Below are 17,102 nucleotides of genomic sequence, written 5' to 3'. Positions count from 1 at the left end.
CCGCGGCGGCGCCACCGGCTCAGGCCAGCGGGCCGGTGACCCGCTCGACCGCGCGCACCAGGTCGCCGGAGGCGACCAGTTCGGCGGCCGCCTCCAGGTCCGGCGACAGGAAGCGGTCGCGGCCGGCGCCGCCGACCCCCGCCTCCCGGGCGGCGGCCATCGCGGCCGCGGTGGCCGGGGCGACGGTGCCGGCACCGTCGGCCTGCTGACGGATCTCCAGGGCGCGGGCGGAGGCGGTGAGTTCGACGGCCAGGATGCGGCCGAGGTTGGCCACCGCCTGGCGCAGCTTGCGCGCGGCCGACCAGCCCATCGACACGTGGTCCTCCTGCATCGCGGAGGACGGGATCGAGTCGACCGAGGCGGGGACGGCGAGCCGCTTGTTCTCGCTGACCAGTGCCGCCTGGGTGTACTGGGCGATCATCAGGCCGGAGTCCACGCCCGGGTCGTCGGCCAGGAAGGCCGGCAGGCCGTGCGAGCGGGCCTTGTCGAGGAGCCGGTCGGTGCGCCGCTCGGAGATGGAGCCGAGGTCAGCGGCGGCGATGGCGAGGAAGTCCAGCACGTAGGCGACCGGGGCGCCGTGGAAGTTGCCGTTGGACTCCACCCGGCCGTCCGGCAGCACCACCGGGTTGTCGACCGAGGCGGCCAGCTCGCGGGAGGCGACCAACCGGGCGTGCGTCAGGGTGTCCCGGCCCGCGCCGGCCACCTGCGGGGCGCAGCGGATCGAGTACGCGTCCTGGACCCGCGGCGCGTCGTCCTGGTGGTGGCCGGTGAGGCCGGAGTCCTTGAGGACGGCGAGTATGTTGGCGGCGCTCAGCGCCTGGCCGGGGTGGGGGCGGATCGGGGCGTGCAGCTCGGGGGCGAGCACCTTGTCGGTGCCGAGCAGCGCCTCCAGGCTCATCGCGGCGGTGATGTCGGCGGTGGTGAACAGGCGCTGGAGGTCGGCGATGGCCATGACCAGCATGCCGAGCATGCCGTCGGTGCCGTTGATGAGGGCGAGGCCCTCCTTCTCCAGCAGCTCGACGGGCTCGATCCCGGCGGCGGCGAGCAGTTCGGCGGCGGGCTTCTCGACGCCGTCCGGACCGGTGGCGGTGCCCTCGCCCATCAGGACCAGCGCGCAGTGCGACAGCGGCGCGAGGTCGCCGGAGCAGCCGAGCGAGCCGAACTCCCGGACGACCGGGGTGATGCCCGCGTTGAGCAGGTCGGCCATGGTCCGGGCGACCAGCGGCCGGACGCCGGTACGGCCGGAGGCCAGGGTCTTCATCCGCAGGAACATCAGCGCGCGGACCACCTCGCGCTCGACCACCGGCCCCATGCCGGCGGCGTGCGAGCGCACCAGCGAGCGCTGCAGCTGGGCGCGCAGCTCGGGGCTGATGTGGCGCACGGCGAGCGCGCCGAAGCCGGTCGACACCCCGTAGACGGGGCGCGGCTCGGCCGCGAGGGCGTCGATCCGCGCACGGGCGGCGGCCATCTCGGCCTGCGCGTCGGGTCCGATCTCGACCCGGGCGTTGCCCCGGGCGACGGCCAGGACGTCCTCGGCGCTGACGTCGGCCTTGCCGACCAGGACCAGCGGAGCGTCGGGGGCCACAGCACTGTGCATATCCATATACACCATCACATCAGGTGAATGAAGATATGACAACAGGTGCTCGCCATCCGGATTCTCCGCCCTCCGGACCGGCACCGCACACCGCGGCCCCCGCGCCACCCCCGGTCACCTCACTTCACGAGCTCGGCCTCGATCAGGTCCACCGCCCGGGCGGTGCCGCCCTCGGCGCGGCCGGCGGCGGACAGCTCGCGCAGCCGCTCGGCCACCGCCGGGTCGCCGACCAGCTCCAGCAGGGCGGAGCGCAGCGCCTCCGGGGTGGCCTGCTCGGTGTCCAGCCGGCGGGCGACGCCGAGGCCGACCAGGGCGTCCGCGTTGGCGAACTGGTCGGCGGCCTGCGGCACCGCGATCATCGGCAGCGCGTGGAACAGCCCCTCGCTGGAGCCCCCCATGCCCGCGTGGGTGACGAAGGCGTCCGCCTGGGAGAGCACCGACAGCTGCGGCACCCAGCGGTGCACCTCGACGGTGTCCGGCACCTCGCCGAGCCCGGCCAGGTCGGTGTGCTTGCCGACCTGGAGCACGGTGTGCCAGCCCGGCAGCGCGCCGAAGGCCTCGACGCAGGCCCGGTAGAACGCCGGGTGGTGGGTGAAGGCCGAGCCCAGCGAGACCAGCAGCACCTTCTCGGCGCCGGCCGGCCGCTGCCACCGCCCCTGGTGGGCCCGGTCGCCGAAGCAGGGCCCAACGAAGGTGAAGCGCCGGTCGTCGACCCGGTCGGCGTAGGGCTGCAGGGCCCGCGGGACGAGCGCGACGCACCGCTCGGGGCGGCCCTTGAAGGCCTCCACGTCGCGCTCCACCGTGCCGGCCCCGGCCAGCCAGTCGGCGAACCGGCGGTAGTGCTCGGGGCCGCCGGGGCCGTTGCGGGTCGCCTCGAAGACGGCGGCCAGGTCCTCCTCGATGCCCTCCCAGCCGACGAAGGTGGACGACAGCTGCACCACCGGCACGCCGAACCGCTCGCCGAGGGCCCGCCCGGCGAACCCCGCGATGTCATAGAGCACCAGGTCGGGGCGGTCGTCCTCGAAGGCCTCCAGCATGGCGGACCACGCCGACAGGGTGTCGTCCAGGAACACGTCCTGGATCGCCACCGGGTCCTCCGGCCAGCCGGCCGGGTCGTCGGCGAGCGGGAGCTTCGTCGAGTACGGGACGAGCGTGGCGCCGGTGGACTCGACGGTCTCCCGGAAGGAGGGGTCGTTGACGTAGCTGACCCGGTGGCCGCGGGCGACCAGCTCGGCGATCACGGCGAGGCTGGGGTTGACGTGCCCGTGGGCCGGTACGGAGACCATCAGGATGTGTGCGGGGCGGTTCACGGGCACCTCCGGGGGCAGCGACCAAGACGAGACGGATCGTCTCGCGTTTCTTGAGAAGACAATACGTCTCGTCTCGCCATCTCGTCTAGAATTTTTCCCATGGCTTCCAGAACCGCTCCCGACCCCGCCCGCCGCAGCGAACGCGCCCGCGCCGCCGTCCTCGCCGCCGCCATCGAACTCGTCTCCGAAGTCGGCTACGGCAAGGTCACCATCGAGGCGATCGCCGCCCGGGCCGGCGTCGGCAAGCAGACCATCTACCGGTGGTGGCCCTCCAAGGGAGCGGTCGTCTTCGACGCCTTCCTCGCCGCCGGCGAGCACGACGGCGGCCTCGCACTGCCCGACACCGGCGACCTGGCCGCCGACCTCCGCGCCGTGCTGCGCCCCACCAGCGACGAACTCTCCGACCCGGCCACCGACCGCACCTACCGGGCGCTCGTCGCCGAGATCCTCAACGACCCGGCGCTGCACGACGAGTACCGCACCCGGCTACTGGACCCCCTGCTGGAAGTCACCCGGGATCGCCTGCGCAGCGCCCGCGAGGCCGGCCGACTCGCCCCCGACGCCGACCTCGACCTCGCCGTCGAGCTCCTCTACGGCCCGATCTACTACCGCTGGCAGTACCGGCTCGGCCCGCTCACCCACGAGCACGCCGACCGCCTGGTCGACGCCGCCCTGCGGGCCCTCGACCCGCCTGCGGCTACCGGTGGTTCCGGCGCCTGACCCGGAACACGGCCACCACCGCGACCAGCACGCAGAGCAGCAGGACGACGGCGACCCAGGTGAGCGCCCCGCCGACCCCGCCGTGCGAACCGTGCCGCGCCCCGCGCTTCTTCGACCTGGCGAGGGCCGACTCCGTGACCCGGTGCGCCCCGGCGGCGGACCGCAGCTGGGGCGCCCGCTCGGGCACCGTCCGCACCGCCCCGGCCGTCCGCACCGGCACCGACACCACCGCCGCCGCCGGGGCGGCCCCCGTCGCCACGCCCCCGAGCACCAGTACCCCGGCCACCGCCGGCCCCGCCCACCGTCCGCCCATGACCGAACCCCCGCTCCCCGAAAGACCGTCGGCCCCCACCATCCACCGCCCGGGGGCACCCCGGTACCCCCGGTGCCCGACCGCGACCCGGCCGGAACACCCCCGTCACCGAATCCGCACACCAGCGGCCCGGCCGCGCCGGCGGCCCCTCAGACCGCCGGCGGCGAGGCCGGCCCCGACAGGGCGACCGAGACCAGGGCGCGCATGGCGCAGGCGGCCTGCCCCAGCGGCAGGGTGGCGTCGTCGGCGAAGAGCTCCACCAGCCAGCCGCCGGCCGGGTTCTGGCCGCCCGCGGCGACCATGCCCCGGTAGCCGGAGACCACCAGCATCGCCTCCTCCGCCGGGTCGTTGCCGGCCGCGCCCGCCCGCAGGGCGAAGGCGCCGCCGCGGACGGCACGGCGGGTCATCGGATAGTGGCGGAGGTCGAACACCGCGTCGGGGGCCTCGATCCGGGCCCGCTGGGTCTCGGCGCGGACGCTGCGGGGGCCGCTGGTCATCCGGTAGACGGCGTGCTGGGCGGTGCGCATCAGATGGGAGCCGGGCGGGACGTACGAGACCCACCAGCCGACGGCGTCCAGCAGCCGGGCCGAGGCCTCGGCGACCACGACCAGCTTGCCGAGGGTGTCCGCCGGGTGGACGGCCCGGGCCGTGGCGGTCCGGTCGAGCGAGGTGAGCACCGCGGTGAGCAGCTGGCCCGGGTCGGCGCTGTGCGCGGCACCGCGGAACCGCCGCCGGTCGCCCGCCCCGGCGCGGCCGCTGGGCCCGCGCCGCCCGTCCGCCCGGTGGTGCGGGTCGGCGGCGTCGGCGAGCAGCACGGTGGGGTCGGGCGAGAAGCCCGGGCCGTGGCTGCGCCCGGCCACCACGGGGTGGGCGGCCCGGGCGGCCTTGGCCCGGTACTGGGCGGCGTCGGCGAGGCGGAACAGCCGGTCGGGCGTGGTGACGGGCCCGATCGAGTCCCCGGTGGAGGCGACGCCGCAGGCCACGCCCTCGCCCTCGGAGAGCGCGAGCGCCCGGGCGCACAGCTCCTCGGCGACGGCGACCACCTCGTCGGCCTTCTGCCCCTCCACCAGCAGGCAGAACTCGTCGCCGCCGAGCCGGGCGGCGAGGCTGCCGGGGAGCTTGGCGGCGGCCAGCGAGAGCTGGTGGGCGAACCGCTCCAGCAGCCGGTCGCCCATCTCGTGGCCGAGCTGGTCGTTGACCCGCTTCAGTCCGTTGACGTCGCAGACCACCAGCGAGACCACGGTGTTGTCCCGGTTGTGCGCCCGCAGCGCGTCCTCCAGCCGGGCGTCGACGGCGCGCCGGTTGGCCAGGCCGGTGAGCGGGTCGGAGAAGGCGAGCCTGCGCAGGTCGGCGAGGCGCTCGGTCTGCGCCAGCCCGGCCGAGACCTGGGCGGCCAGCAGCGTGGCGTAGTCGGCGTCGGCCTCGGTGAACTCGGGCATCCCGGCCGCCCGGGCGAGGTAGAGCTCGCCCCAGGCCTGGCCGTGCAGCACGATCGGCGCGACCACGCAGCAGGCCCGCCCGCGCCGGCGCAGCGCCGCGGCGCGCTCCTGGCAGTACGCGCCCGCGGTCGGGTGCGCGTGCCCGGCGTGCGGCTCGCTGTTCTCGGCGCTCTGCAGCCAGGCGCGCGGCAGCCGCCCGGTGGTCCAGCGCTCCTCCAGGTAGGTGACGATCTCGGGGAAGTCGGCGACCGGGTACGACTCGTCCTCGGGCAGCTCCTCCTCCCCCGGGGCCAGGTCGCCGTGGTTGACCAGCACCCGCAGCCGGCCGGACTCGCGGTCCCAGACCGAGACGGCCGCCATGGTGGCGCCGAGCGCCTCGGTGGCCCGGACGGCGGCGGACCGGACGGCCTCCAGCGGGGTGAGGGCGGTGGCCATGTCCTGCGCCAGCTCGACCACGGACTGCAGCCTCAGGTCGGGCAGCGGGTCGGGATGCCGGGAACCGCCGCAGACGCAGTCGCGGTCCGTCATGATCGCCTCGCTGCTCACCGGCTCGCCTCGCTCCCTGTGCCCGGTCCTGCCAGACCCCCGTCGACCGGCCGCACCCGACCGGCCGCTTGCACCAAGACTATGGCGGTTTCGTTCGGTTATGCCCCGTTTGCCCGGGGAGACCCGCAGTCGACCGTACGGGTTTCAACCGCTCGACACCCCGGAGAGCCGTACCCCGGGAACGTGCCCGGCAACAGCGCGCCCGGGAAAATGCCATCGCAGGCGTGTGTCTGCCCCGCCTGCCCGCGCACACGCCCCCGCGCACGCGCCGCGGACCACCCGCCGACCGCGTGCTCCGCGTGCCGGCCGCTACTCGCCCTTCGGCCGCCGGGTCAGCAGCCACGGCTCGACCAGCCCGAGCCCCCGCACCGGCCGCCGCCACATCGGCTGCAGGTGGAACCGGGCCCCGACCTCCGGGCTCGGCATCGGCAGCCCGGAGGCGGGCATGCCGACCGCGGCCGACAGCGCCTCGGCCAGCCCCGGCCCCTCGGAGTCGGCCGGGGCGACGCTGCCGTGCTGCTCCAGCGCGGCGGCGAACTCGCCGTCGATCAGCACCGCGTCCTTGGGCGCGATCGAGGTCAGCCGGCTGGCCAGGTTGACGGTGGTGCCGAAGACGTCGCCCATCCGCGAGGTGACCGTGCCGAAGGCCATGCCGACCCGCAGCGGCGGGATGGTGTCGTCCTCGGCCAGCGCCTCGATCAGGCTCAGCGCGATCTCGGCGGCGGTCGCCGGGTCCTCGGAGACGTAGAGGATCTCGTCGCCGAGCGTCTTGATCACCCGGCCGCCCTGGCCGGCGATCAGGTCCGAGCAGGTGTTCTCGAACGTCTCGACCAGCTCGCCGAGCTCCTCCTCCTCCAGCCGCCTCGACAGCCGGGTGAAGCCGACCAGGTCGGCGAAGCCGACGGCGAGCCGCCCGCTGGTGATCTCGTGGTCCTCGGCGGCCTGCACCACCCGGCCGGTGACGGCCGCCAGCTGGCGCCGCCAGACGTACACCAGGAACTGCTCCAGCTCCGGCAGCAGCAGCTCGACCAGCGGGTACGCGACGTCGGCCCGGGTCAGCCCGGGCTCGGCGGACTGGGTGAGGTTCTCCAGGAAGGTGTCCATCTGCCAGCCGGCCAGCCGGGCCGTGGTCTGGCCGGTGGAGCGGGCCACCTGGATCGCCATCGACTCGCTGAGCAGCCCGGACTCGACCAGGCCGGCCAGGCGCCGCAGCGCGATCACGTCGCCGTCGGTGAGCGCCCGGGACTGGCCGATGTCCGGGAAGCCCATGGCGCGCCAGAACCGGGTGGCCAGCTCCATCGGGACGTCGGCGGCGCGCGCGGCCTGGTACGGGGTGTAGCGGCGCGGCGCGTCCAGGATCAGGCGCTCCAGTTCGAGCGCGACCGTGGGGTCGTTGCCGCCCGCCGTCGCGCCGCTGCTGCCGTCCTCTGCCACCGGTCCGTCCCCGTGCGATCGCCGCACTCGCCTCGTGTCCTACCTGTCCGGGCGCGCAGTCCGCCACCCGGGCGGGCAGTGGCGCGCCTCACACCGCTGCCAGGTGGAATGTTCGCACGGAATCGTCGGATCCGGGGCATCAGCCCGGGTCAAGGGGAGGTGAAGAGTGCCGTTCAGCGGGGCTGGGGGCGGGGTTCGGGGCGCACGTGGACGACGTCGCCCGCGCCGACCGCCCGGCGCACGCCGTCCGGCGTGCGGACCACCAGACGCCCGTCCCCGTCCACCGCCACCGCCTCGCCGACCAGCTCGCGGTCGCCCGGCAGGTGCACCTTCACCCGGCGCCCGAGCGTGGTGCAGCGGTCCACGTAGGCGCGCAGCAGGTCGCTGGCGTGCGGGTCGCCCGCGGCGGCCGTCCACTCCCGGTACAGCTCGGCGAGCTCGCGCAGCAGGGCGCGCAGCAGGGTGCCGCGGTCGGTGGTCGAGGCGCCGGCCAGCGCGAGCGAGGCGGCGGTGGGGACGGGCAGTTCCTCCGCGCGCAGCGAGACGTTGAGGCCCATGCCGACCACCACGGCGCCGCCGGCCAGCTCGGTGAGGATGCCGCCGAGCTTGCGCTCCGCGCCGTCGATCTCCGTCTGGAGGTCGTTGGGCCACTTCAGCCCGACCTCGACCCCGGTGACCCGGCCCAGCGTGCTGGCCGCGGCCACCCCGACCAGGATCGGCAGCCAGCCGTACCGCTCGACCGGCACCTCCTCGGGGCGCAGCAGCACGGACAGGAACAGTCCGGAGCGGGGCGGGGCCGTCCACGCCCGGTCCAGCCGGCCGCGGGCGGCGCTCTGCGCCTCGGCCACCAGCACCGCGCCCTGCCCGGCGCCGGCCGCGGCGCGGGCGGCGAGGTCGCTGTTGGTGGAGCCGGTCTCGGCGACGACATCCAGGGAGGTCCACAGGCCGCCCGGGACGATCAGGTCGCGGCGCAGCGCCTCCTCGTCCAGCGGCGGACGGTCCAGGTCGGTCCAGGGGGACGGTCCGGCGTGGCCGAAGCCGCGCAGTCCGCTGCGGCGGGGGGTCTCGGGTGCGGTCATGGGGAAAACACTAGATCGGGTACCCGGGTACGGGGCCCAGGCCGCCCCATCGTCCCGCAGAACGGGCGGGGACACACTGTGTCGAGGGTCATGACGCCGGGACGTGCCGCATCGCCCTCCGCGCTGGCTACGCTACCCAGCGGTAGTTCGTAGCGCCGCCCTGCCCTCAGGCGCGGGCCCACCACCCGGCCCCGCGCGCACTCGAACAGGTCGCGGCCATGGATCAGGGAGAGCCACCGGATGACCGAGGCGTCGTACGACCCCCACACCACCGCCGGAAAGCTCGCCGACCTGCGGCGCAGGCTGGACGAGGCGGTGCACTCCGGCTCCGCGAAGGCCGTGGAGAAGCAGCACGCCAAGGGCAAGCTGACCGCCCGCGAGCGGGTCGCGGAGCTGCTGGACGAGGACTCCTTCGTGGAGTTCGACGAGTTCGCCCGGCACCGCTCGACCAACTTCGGCCAGGAGAAGAACCGGCCGTACGGCGACGGCGTGGTGACCGGCTACGGCACCGTGGACGGCCGTCAGGTCGCCGTGTTCGCCCAGGACTTCACCGTCTTCGGCGGCTCGCTCGGCGAGGTCTTCGGCGAGAAGATCGTCAAGGTGATGGACTTCGCGCTGAAGACCGGCTGCCCGGTCATCGGCATCAACGACTCCGGCGGCGCCCGGATCCAGGAGGGCGTGGTCTCGCTCGGCCTGTACGGCGAGATCTTCCGCCGCAACGTGCACGCCTCCGGCGTCATCCCGCAGATCTCGCTGATCATGGGCCCCTGCGCGGGCGGCGCGGTCTACTCCCCCGCGATCACCGACTTCGTGGTGATGGCCGACCGGACCTCGCACATGTTCATCACCGGCCCCGACGTGATCAAGACGGTCACCGGCGAGGACGTCGCGATGGAGGAGCTGGGCGGCGCGCGCACCCACAACGCCAAGTCGGGCAACGCCCACTACCTGGCCTCGGACGAGAAGGAGGCGATCGAGTACGTCAAGAGCCTGCTCTCGTACCTGCCCTCCAACAACCTGAGCGACCCGCCGTCCTACCCCGAGCAGGCCGATCTCACGGTCACCGAGGAGGACCTCGAACTCGACACCGTCGTGCCGGACTCGGCGAACCAGCCGTACGACATGCGCAAGGTGATCGAGCACATCGTCGACGACGGCGAGTTCCTGGAGACCCAGCCGCTGTACGCGGGCAACATCATCACCGGCTTCGGCCGGGTCGAGGGCCAGTCCGTCGGCATCGTCGGCAGCCAGCCGATGGACCTGGCCGGCTGCCTGGACATCAACGCCAGCGAGAAGGCCGCCCGCTTCATCCGCACCTGCGACTCCTTCAACGTCCCGGTGCTGACCTTCGTCGACGTGCCCGGCTTCCTGCCCGGCACCGAGCAGGAGTGGGACGGCATCATCCGGCGCGGCGCCAAGCTGATCTACGCCTACGCCGAGGCCACCGTCCCGCTGATCACCGTGATCACCCGCAAGGCCTTCGGCGGCGCGTACGACGTCATGGGCTCCAAGCACCTGGGCGCCGACCTCAACCTGGCCTGGCCGACCGCGCAGATCGCGGTGATGGGCGCGCAGGGCGCGGTCAACATCCTGCACCGCCGGGAGATCGCCGAGGCCGAGGCGGCCGGCACCGTCGAGGAGAAGCGCGCCGAGCTGATCGCCTCGTACGAGGACACCCTGCTGAACCCCTACCTGGCGGCCGAGCGCGGCTACGTGGACGCGGTGATCGCGCCGAGCGAGACCCGCCGCCACATCGTCCGCGGCCTGCGGGCGCTGCGCGGCAAGCGCGAGGTGCTGCCGCCGAAGAAGCACGGCAACATCCCCCTGTAGGCCCCGTCCCTGTCGGGAGAGAACCAGCCATGTCCCCGATCCACGTGCTGCACGGGCAGCCGACCCCCGAGGAGCTGGCCACCGTCCTGGCGGTGGTCCAGGCCCGGGCCGCCGCCGCGCAGGCCGCCGCCGAGGCGGCGCGCCTGGCCGGTGCCGGCCCGGCCTCCCCCTGGAACGACCGCGCCCGCCTGCTGCGCCCCGCCGTGCGCCCGGGCGTGAACGCCTGGCGGACCTCGGGCTGGGCGCACTGAAGTCCCCGCCCACGAGAGGGAGGTCGGCACCGCCGGCCCCCCTCTCCGCGCGTTCCGGGCGCCCGCTTTGCCCGGAACATGAGTACGGATACTCAGGCGCCCGCGGCCCGGCGCGGCGCACTCTGGACGGGTGCTCTGGTCAGATCCCCGCGACGAGCCCTCGCCCGAGGCCCGTCGGATGCAGAAGCGGATGCAGCGGGCCGGCCGGGTGCTCGCCGCCCTGGTGCTGGTCGGCGCCGTGCTGATCATGCTCTCCCGCTCCTTCACCTGAGCCGTTCACCCGAATGGCGGACAGCCGTCCCCAGGACCGGCACCCCCTAGGCTGGTGGCCATGACCGACCAGCGCGCCCTCGTCCTCGCCTCCGCCTCCCCCGCCCGCCTCGGACTGCTGCGCCAGGCGGGCCTCGACCCGCGCGTGGTGGTCAGCGGCGTCGACGAGGACGCGATCACCGCCGCCACCCCCGCCGAGCTCGCGCTCGTCCTGGCCGAGGCCAAGGCGAAGGCCGTCGCCGCCGAACTCGCCGACGGCGAGCTGGTGATCGGCTGCGACTCCGTCCTGGAGCTGGACGGCCTGGCCCTCGGCAAGCCCGCCGACGCCGCCGAGGCGCTGGCCCGCTGGCAGTCGATGCGCGGGCGCGCCGGCGTGCTGCGCACCGGCCACTGCGTGATCGACACCGCGACCGGCCGGCAGTCCTCGGCCACCGCCTCCACCACCGTCCGCTTCGGCACCCCGGACGACGCGGAGATCGCCGCGTACGTCGCCTCCGGCGAACCGCTGCACGTGGCCGGGGCGTTCACCCTGGACGGCCGGTCGGCGCCGTTCGTCGACGGCATCGACGGCGACCCGGGCAACGTCATCGGCCTCTCGCTGCCGCTGCTGCGCCGGCTGCTCGCCGACCTCGACGTGCGCATCACGGACCTCTGGGCCCGCACCGACGGCTGACCGGACGGTCCGGATCCGACAAAATCCGGGCGACAGACCTGGGACAACCGGCCGACGACAGCCGGATTCCTCCCCCATAGGCTGACCGCGGTCTCGAACGCGGAAGGGAGGACGGCGGTGACCGACAGCGTGCTCAACGTGGTGCTGGGCCTCGTGGCCAGCGCGATCAGCGCCGCCCTCGGCTGGCTGGCCCAGGTGCTGAGGCGGCGCCGCAAGGTCGAGCGGGTGCGGCAGTTCTTCGGACTGCCGGCCGGCAGCGAGTGCCTGATCGTGGTGCCGCGCAGCATCGGGACGGGCTCGCACGCCCACACCGTCACCCGGCGCGACGCCTACGCGCTGATGTGGCTGGCCGGCCTGGTCGAGGAGTGCGGGGCGCGGCCCGAGCTGGTCGCCCACGACGCCGCGCACCGCGGCCTGGGCGCCAAGACCGAGCTGTGCCTGGGCGGTCCGGTCAGCAACGAGCGGATGGCCGCGCACCTGGCCTGGGGCCTGCCCGGGGTGACCGTCACCTCCGGTCCCGAGCGGGGCTCCAACGTGATCCTGGTCGGCGAGCTGGACTTCGGCGCCGGCCACGACCGGACGCACGTCCTGCTCGCCCGGATCGCCACCCCGGACGGCGGCCGCCCGGTGTTCCTGGTCTCCGGCCAGACCGGCACCGCCAACCAGGCCGGAGTGCGCTACCTGGTGGCGCACCACCGCCGGCTCGCCCGGACGTACGGCCGGGACGGCACCTTCGCGCTCGTCCTGCGGGTGGTCAACCCGGAGGCGTACGGGCCGGACATGGTCGAGGTGGCGGCCGACGTGACGGCCGAGGCACTGCGGCGGCCCGAGATCCGCTCGGGCGCCGATTGAGCCGCCGCACGAGAGTGTGGCCCACGCCACCTCCCGCCACGCCGCCGGGCGGTCACCCGCTGTGGCCCCCGCCGATCCGGGCGGACCGGCACCGACCTGCGAAGTCGCCCGAGGGGCCGCCCTCGGGCCGGGAAATCCATCACCGAGCGTGTGGGATAGTTCACAACCCGGGGCTACTCGCCGGTACTGCCCGGGAATCCATAAACTCAACGAGGTTCAAGAAGGGAGCCACAGTGCGCAAGGTGCTCATCGCCAACCGCGGGGAAATCGCCGTCCGCGTCGCCCGGGCCTGTTCGGACGCCGGTATCGCCAGCGTCGCCGTGTACGCCGAGCCGGACCGGGACGCGTTGCACGTCCGCGCGGCCGACGAGGCTTACGCGCTGGGCGGTGACACCCCCGCTACCAGCTACCTGGACATCGCCAAGGTCCTCAAGGCGGCCGCCGACTCCGGCGCCGACGCCGTCCACCCCGGCTACGGCTTCCTGTCGGAGAACGCCGAGTTCGCCCAGGCCGTCCTCGACGCGGGTCTGATCTGGATCGGCCCGCCGCCGCAGGCCATCCGCGACCTCGGCGACAAGGTGACCGCCCGGCACGTCGCGCAGCGCGCCGGCGCCCCGCTGGTGGCCGGTACCCCGGACCCGGTCGCGGGCGCCGACGAGGTCGTCGCCTTCGCCCGGGAGCACGGCCTGCCGGTCGCCATCAAGGCGGCCTTCGGCGGTGGCGGCCGCGGCCTCAAGGTCGCCCGCACGCTGGAGGAGATCCCCGAGCTGTTCGAGTCCGCGGTGCGCGAGGCCGTCGCCGCCTTCGGCCGCGGCGAGTGCTTCGTCGAGCGCTACCTCGACAACCCGCGGCACGTGGAGACCCAGTGCCTGGCCGACAAGCACGGCAACGTGGTGGTCGTCTCCACCCGTGACTGCTCGCTGCAGCGCCGCCACCAGAAGCTGGTCGAGGAGGCGCCCGCGCCGTTCCTGACCGCCGAGCAGAACGCCGAGCTGTACCGGGCGTCCAAGGCCATCCTGAAGGAGGCCGGCTACGAGGGCGCCGGGACCTGCGAGTTCCTGGTCGCGAAGGACGGCACGATCTCCTTCCTGGAGGTCAACACCCGTCTGCAGGTGGAGCACCCGGTCACCGAGGAGGTCACCGGCCTCGACCTGGTCCGCGAGATGTTCCGGATCGCCGACGGCGAGGAGCTCGGCTACGGCGACCCCGAGGTGCGCGGCCACTCCTTCGAGTTCCGCATCAACGGCGAGGACCCGGGCCGCAACTTCCTGCCCGCGCCCGGCACCGTGACGCTGTTCGCCCCGCCGTCCGGCCCGGGCGTGCGCCTGGACTCCGGCGTGGAGACCGGCTCGGTCATCGGCCCGGCCTGGGACTCGCTGCTGGCCAAGCTGATCGTCTCCGGCCGCGACCGCAAGCAGGCCCTGGAGCGGGCCCGCCGCGCGCTGGCCGAGTTCAGGGTGGAGGGCATGGCCACCGCCATCCCGTTCCACCAGGCGGTCGTCGCCGACCCGGCGTTCGCGCCCGAGGTGCACGGCAGCGACGAGCCGTTCAAGGTCTACACCCGGTGGATCGAGACCGAGTTCGACAACACCATCCCGCCGTTCGCCGGCGCGGCCGGTGACGGCGACGAGGCCGAGACCCGGGAGACCGTGGTGGTCGAGGTCGGCGGCAAGCGGATCGAGGTCTCGCTGCCGTCCTCGCTGGGCGTCACGGCGGCCCCGGCGGCCGGTGCCGCGGGTTCCGCCAAGGCCAAGCGCCGGGTGGGCGCCAAGAAGGCCGGCTCGGCCCTCAGCGGCGACACCCTGGCCTCGCCGATGCAGGGCACCATCGTCAAGGTCGCCGTGGAGGAGGGCCAGGTCGTCGCCGAGGGCGAGCTGATCGTGGTCCTGGAGGCGATGAAGATGGAGCAGCCGCTGAACGCCCACAAGGCGGGCACCGTCTCCGGCCTCAAGGCCGAGGTCGGCGCGAGCGTCAGCAGCGGCGCCGCGCTCTGCGAGATCAAGGACTGACGCCGGGCCCCGGCTCCCGGACCGGTCCGTACGCCCCTCGGGGTGTGCGGACCGGTCCCGTTTCCGCGGGCGGTTCGACGGGCCGGGCCCGGTTCCTCCGGGTGCGGCTCAGCGCCCGCGCGGCAGGCCCAGCTCGGCGAGCCGGGCGGGCATGCCGCCCGGACCGGCGTGCCCGCCGTGCGCGCCGGGGCGGCGCTGGCCGGGCAGCGGGGCGCCGCCGGGGGGCGGGCCGCCGCGGCGGGCCATCGGGCCGGGCTGGGTCTGGTGCACCGGGCCGCTGCCGGTGCCGTGCACCGGGACGTCCCCGCTCGGTCCGCCCAGCGGGGCCAGGTCGACCTGCACCCCGCAGTCGGCGAGCGCGTCCAGCTCGCGGACGGTGGCGTCGTCCGCGGTGGCCTGCTCGTCGGTGACCAGCCGGGTGATGGTCTCGGTGGCGACGGTCTGGAACATGCCGGCCGCGCCGAGCTTGGTGTGGTCGGCGAGGACGATCACCTCGGCGGCCGCCAGCACCATGGCCCGGTCCACGCTCGCGGACAGCATGTTCGCCGTCGACAGCCCCCGTTCGGCCGTCAGCCCGCTGCCGGAGATGAAGGCCTTGTTGACCCTCAGCCCCTGCAGCGACTGCTCGGCGCCACTGCCCACCAGCGCGTAGTTGGAGCCGCGCAGGGTGCCTCCGGTCATCACCACCTCGACCCGGTTGGCGTGCGCCAGCGCCTGCGCGACCAGCAGCGAGTTGGTGACCACCGTCAGCCCGGGCACCCGGGCCAGCCGGCGGGCCAGCTCCTGGGTGGTGGTGCCGGCGCCGACCACCACCGCGTCCCCCTCCTCCACCAGGCCGGCGGCGAGGTCCGCGATGGCGCTCTTCTCCGCCGCGGACAGGTGGGTCTTCTGCGGGTAACCGGGTTCGCGGCTGAAGCCGCCGGGGAGCACCGCGCCGCCGTGCCGGCGGTCGAGGAGCCCTTCTGCCTCCAGCGCCCGCACGTCACGGCGCACGGTCACTTCGGAGGTCTGGACGACGCGGGCCAACTCCCGGAGCGAGACGGCTCCGTTGGCGCGCACCATTTCGAGGATCAACTGGCGACGTTCTGCAGCAAACACAGAACCGACGGTAACCTGCGTGACCGTCTGCTTTCAGGCGTTTGCAGCTAGTAGCGGGAATTGCTCACGCACGAGCGGCGCGTGACCGTAGAATACGCGCCGCCATCCGGACCGGGACTGCGCCCGCCGTCCGGGTGACGGACGTGCCCGCGAAAAGGGCGGCCACCGATCGGCGGCCGCCCTCAACTGTGCGCCGGACGCTCAGGATTCGCCGTCGGCCCGCTTGCGGACGTGCAGCTGCCGGGCGGCCTCGGCGGTCGAACCGGAGACGGACGGGTAGACGGTGAAGGCGCTGGCCACCTGTTCGACCGTCAGATTGGCGTCCACCGCGAGCGCGATCGGGTGGATCAGCTCGCTGGCCCGCGGGGCGACGACCACGCCGCCGACCACGATGCCGGTGCCCGGGCGGCAGAACAGCTTCACGAAGCCGTCCCGGATGCCCTGCATCTTCGCCCGCGGGTTGCCGCGCAGCGGGAGCTTGACCACGACGGCGTCCATCTTGCCGCACTCCACGTCGGCCGCCGTGTAGCCGACGGTGGCGATCTCCGGGTCGGTGAAGACGTTGGAGGCCACGGTCTTGAGGTTCAACGGCTGCACCGCGTCGCCGAGCGCGTGGTACATCGCGATCCGGCCCTGCATGGCCGCCACCGAGGCGAGCATGAAGACGCCGGTGCAGTCACCCGCCGCGTAGACGCCCGGGGCGCTGGTGCGGGAGACCCGGTCGACCTGGATCTGGCCCCAGTCGTTGAGCTTGACCCCGGCCTCCTCCAGGCCCATCTCGGAGGTGTTGGGGATCGAGCCGACCGCCATCAGGCAGTGGGTGCCCTCGATGACCTTGCCGTCGGCCAGCATGACCTCGACCCGGTCGCCGATCCGCTTGACGCTCTCGGCGCGCGAGCGGCTCATCACGTTCATGCCGCGGCGGCGGAAGACGTCCTCCAGCACCTCGGCGGCGTCCGGGTCCTCACCCGGCAGCACCCGGTCGCGGCTGGACACCAGGGTCACCTTGGACCCGAGCGCCTGGTAGGCGCCGGCGAACTCGGCGCCGGTCACGCCGGAGCCGACCACGATCAGCTCGCGGGGCAGCTCCTCCAGGTCGTACACCTGGGTCCAGGTGAGGATCCGCTCGCCGTCCGGCTGGGCGTCCGGCAGCTCGCGCGGGTGGGCGCCGGTGGCGATCAGCACCGCGTCGGCGCGCAGCGACTGCACGGAGCCGTCGGGCGCGTCCACCAGCACCTCGCGGGAGCCGTCCACGGCCTGCCCACCGGTGCCGAGCCGGCCGCGGCCGCGCAGCACGGTGACGCCGGCCCGGGTGACGGACTGGGTGATGTCGTGGGACTGCGCGATGGCCAGGCGCTTCACACGGCGGTTGACCTTGCCCAGGTCCACGCCGATCACCCGGGCGGCCTGCTCGACCGGCGGGGTGTCGTCCGCGACCAGGATGCCCAGCTCCTCGTACGAGCTGTCGAAGGTGGTCATCACCTCCGCGGTCGCGATCAGGGTCTTCGACGGAACGCAGTCCGTGAGCACCGCCGATCCACCCAGACCGTCGGTGTCGACGACGGTCACCTCCGCGCCGAGCTGTGCGGCGACCAGGGCCGCCTCGTAGCCGCCGGGTCCGCCACCGATGATCACGATCCGAGTCACGTTCCCCATTGTCCCGCACGCCGGTACCGGTGCC

14 protein-coding genes and 1 pseudogene are annotated in these 17,102 nt (G+C 74.2%); 7 read left to right on the top strand and 8 right to left on the bottom strand.

The window, feature by feature from the left end:
• Nucleotides 1-19: 19 nt before the first annotated feature.
• Together hutH and ACWD4P_RS16505 are read right to left on the bottom strand one after the other, a co-directional pair.
• Nucleotides 20-1,597, bottom strand: a complete 1,578-nt coding sequence (gene hutH, locus ACWD4P_RS16510) for a histidine ammonia-lyase (protein WP_449780038.1) — start codon at nt 1,595-1,597, stop codon at nt 20-22.
• Nucleotides 1,598-1,716: 119 nt separating this feature from the next.
• Nucleotides 1,717-2,883, bottom strand: a complete 1,167-nt coding sequence (locus ACWD4P_RS16505) for a macrolide family glycosyltransferase (RefSeq protein ID WP_449780060.1) — start codon at nt 2,881-2,883, stop codon at nt 1,717-1,719.
• A gap of 123 nt (nt 2,884-3,006) precedes the next feature.
• On the opposite strand from ACWD4P_RS16505, the gene ACWD4P_RS16500 reads away from it, so the two are divergent.
• Nucleotides 3,007-3,627, top strand: coding sequence for a TetR/AcrR family transcriptional regulator (locus tag ACWD4P_RS16500; RefSeq protein WP_359831075.1), 621 nt, complete (start codon nt 3,007-3,009; stop codon nt 3,625-3,627).
• On the opposite strand, the gene ACWD4P_RS16495 is transcribed toward ACWD4P_RS16500, so the two are convergent.
• From ACWD4P_RS16495 to ACWD4P_RS16480, 4 genes and pseudogenes are all read right to left on the bottom strand, one after another.
• Nucleotides 3,605-3,940 carry a hypothetical protein gene (locus ACWD4P_RS16495; protein WP_449780037.1) on the bottom strand — a complete coding sequence of 112 codons (336 nt, stop codon included), beginning with the start codon at nt 3,938-3,940 and terminating at the stop codon, nt 3,605-3,607. The two genes, ACWD4P_RS16500 and ACWD4P_RS16495, sit on opposite strands and share 23 nt — an antisense overlap.
• Before the next feature lie 716 nt (nt 3,941-4,656).
• Nucleotides 4,657-5,814: pseudogene (locus tag ACWD4P_RS16490) on the bottom strand (diguanylate cyclase domain-containing protein); the annotation flags it as partial.
• A gap of 420 nt (nt 5,815-6,234) precedes the next feature.
• Nucleotides 6,235-7,359 (bottom strand): adenylate/guanylate cyclase domain-containing protein, encoded by a 1,125-nt coding sequence (locus tag ACWD4P_RS16485; RefSeq protein WP_359828525.1) that lies wholly within the window; start codon nt 7,357-7,359, stop codon nt 6,235-6,237.
• 173 nt (nt 7,360-7,532) lie between these two features.
• A complete protein-coding gene (locus tag ACWD4P_RS16480) occupies nt 7,533-8,438 on the bottom strand; it encodes a biotin--[acetyl-CoA-carboxylase] ligase (protein WP_449780036.1) in 906 nt (301 codons plus the stop codon).
• Between the two features lie 240 nt (nt 8,439-8,678).
• On the opposite strand from ACWD4P_RS16480, the gene ACWD4P_RS16475 reads away from it, so the two are divergent.
• From ACWD4P_RS16475 to ACWD4P_RS16450, 6 genes are all read left to right on the top strand, one after another.
• Nucleotides 8,679-10,268, top strand: a complete 1,590-nt coding sequence (locus ACWD4P_RS16475) for an acyl-CoA carboxylase subunit beta (RefSeq protein ID WP_359828522.1) — start codon at nt 8,679-8,681, stop codon at nt 10,266-10,268.
• 29 nt (nt 10,269-10,297) lie between these two features.
• Nucleotides 10,298-10,519: an acyl-CoA carboxylase epsilon subunit gene (locus tag ACWD4P_RS16470; protein WP_359828520.1), complete on the top strand. Its 222-nt coding sequence runs from the start codon at nt 10,298-10,300 to the stop codon at nt 10,517-10,519.
• A gap of 130 nt (nt 10,520-10,649) precedes the next feature.
• The gene (gene mmpB / locus ACWD4P_RS16465; protein ID WP_359828518.1) at nt 10,650-10,790 is read left to right on the top strand and encodes a morphogenic membrane protein MmpB; all 141 of its coding nucleotides are present in this window, start codon (nt 10,650-10,652) and stop codon (nt 10,788-10,790) included.
• A 60-nt stretch (nt 10,791-10,850) separates the two neighbouring features.
• A complete protein-coding gene (locus tag ACWD4P_RS16460; RefSeq protein ID WP_359828516.1) occupies nt 10,851-11,462 on the top strand; it encodes a nucleoside triphosphate pyrophosphatase in 612 nt (203 codons plus the stop codon).
• A gap of 117 nt (nt 11,463-11,579) precedes the next feature.
• On the top strand, nt 11,580-12,314 hold the full coding sequence (locus tag ACWD4P_RS16455) for a hypothetical protein (protein ID WP_359828514.1): 735 nt from the start codon (nt 11,580-11,582) through the stop codon (nt 12,312-12,314).
• A 233-nt stretch (nt 12,315-12,547) separates the two neighbouring features.
• A complete protein-coding gene (locus ACWD4P_RS16450) occupies nt 12,548-14,323 on the top strand; it encodes an acetyl/propionyl/methylcrotonyl-CoA carboxylase subunit alpha (RefSeq protein ID WP_359828513.1) in 1,776 nt (591 codons plus the stop codon).
• Between the two features lie 108 nt (nt 14,324-14,431).
• Here the strand turns inward: ACWD4P_RS16450 and ACWD4P_RS16445 are convergent, their stop codons facing one another.
• Both ACWD4P_RS16445 and ACWD4P_RS16440 read right to left on the bottom strand, forming a co-directional pair.
• A complete protein-coding gene (locus ACWD4P_RS16445) occupies nt 14,432-15,385 on the bottom strand; it encodes a DeoR/GlpR family DNA-binding transcription regulator (RefSeq protein WP_449780059.1) in 954 nt (317 codons plus the stop codon).
• Between the two features lie 237 nt (nt 15,386-15,622).
• Nucleotides 15,623-17,077, bottom strand: a complete 1,455-nt coding sequence (locus tag ACWD4P_RS16440) for an NAD(P)H-quinone dehydrogenase (protein WP_449780035.1) — start codon at nt 17,075-17,077, stop codon at nt 15,623-15,625.
• Between the last annotated feature and the right edge of the window lie 25 nt (nt 17,078-17,102).

Source organism: Kitasatospora sp. NPDC002543, from assembly GCF_053594915.1.
Note: the sequence above shows the minus strand (reverse complement) of the source record. Positions and strands in the feature narration are given on the sequence as shown.